Source organism: Pseudomonas sp. WS 5411, assembly GCF_012985595.1.
In the GTDB taxonomy this organism is placed as follows: Bacteria; Pseudomonadota; Gammaproteobacteria; order Pseudomonadales; family Pseudomonadaceae; genus Aquipseudomonas; species Aquipseudomonas shahriarae.
The window spans coordinates 1-1,256 of sequence record NZ_JAARMC010000049.1 but is presented as its reverse complement, the minus strand read 5'-3'; the positions used below and the strand labels follow the sequence as shown (position 1 = coordinate 1,256).

1 pseudogene is annotated in these 1,256 nt (G+C 62.3%); it reads right to left on the bottom strand.

From position 1 onward, the window contains the following. Positions 1 to 1,256: pseudogene (locus tag HBR93_RS26700) on the bottom strand (RHS repeat protein); the annotation flags it as partial.

The window sequence follows — 1,256 nt, the reverse complement described above, 5'->3', positions numbered from 1 at the left end:
GGCTCGTAGAGATAGCTGCGATGCTGCCCCGCCGTGTGCTCGGCGATGACTTTGTCGCCTTGCCAGAAAAACTCGGTGGTCTTGCCATTGATCACTTTAGCGATGCGCCGCCCAAACGGGTCATAGCGATAACTGGCCTGGCTGCCGTCCGGTTGCGTCACGCCGATCAGGCGGTGCTGGCAGTCGTAGCGGTATTCGGTGACTAACTGCTGCGCGCGGCCACGGCGTTCGCGTATGAGGTTTCCGAAGGCGTCGTAGTCGTAATGCCGGTCGCCTTGCAGTAACAGGCGGTTGCCGACGACGATGCCGGGGCCTGGGCGGTCTTGCATCAGCAGGTTGTTCGCCGGGTCGTGGGCGAAGCGTTCGGTGGGATCCTGGGAATGGTCGGCGCGGGTCAGGCGGTCGAGGGGGTCGTAGTGGTAGTCGTGCTGGCCCTTGCGGGTGTCGAGCAGGCGGGTGAGGTTGCCGCTGTTGTCGTAGGTGTAGCGACGAAGGCCGTGGCGGTGTTCGTGTTGTGCCAGGCGGCCCTGGTCGTCGTAGTGGTAGTGGCTCAGCAGTTGGCCTTGCTGGCGCTGGTGTTCGCGGCCTGCTTTGAACAGGTGCGAGCTGAGTGTCCGGCCATTCAGGTCGATAGTGGCAAGGTGGCCGCCCTTGTCGTGGTTGAAGGTCAGGCGGTTGTTGTCCGGCAGGCGCAGGGTTTCGAGTTGGCCGCAGTGGTCGTAGCCATAACGCAGGGTGCCCCAGCCTTGGTGCTCGGCGGTCAGGCGGCTTTGCGCGTCGTATTCGTAATGCAGCGGCCAGTGGCCGTCGTCGACGCTAAGCAGATTGCCGAGACGGTCGTAGGTGTAATCCACCGTGCTGCCATCGGGCAGGGTTTTTCGGACGAGGCGGCCGGCGTTATCGCGCTGGTAGGTGGTAACCAACTGACGGTCATCGTCGCCAAACTCGGTTTTTTCCTGCAGGTGGCCGTTGAGGTCGTAGACGTAGGCGGTGCGTTGGCCGTCGAAGCCGGTTTCCTGCTGGATCAGGCCGTTGGCGTGGTACTCCAGTTGATAGCGCTCACCTGCCTCGTTTTCGATCTCGGTCAGCAGCAGGCGGGTGTTGTCGTAGCGGTACTTGAGTTGAGAGCCATCGGGGTTGATCCGGCGACTGATCAGGTGCAAGCCATCGGCATATTCATACCGGGTCACACGCCCCAGTTCATCGCGCTCGGCGGTGATTTTTCCGTAGGGGTTGTAGCTCAATTCGCGGGTGGC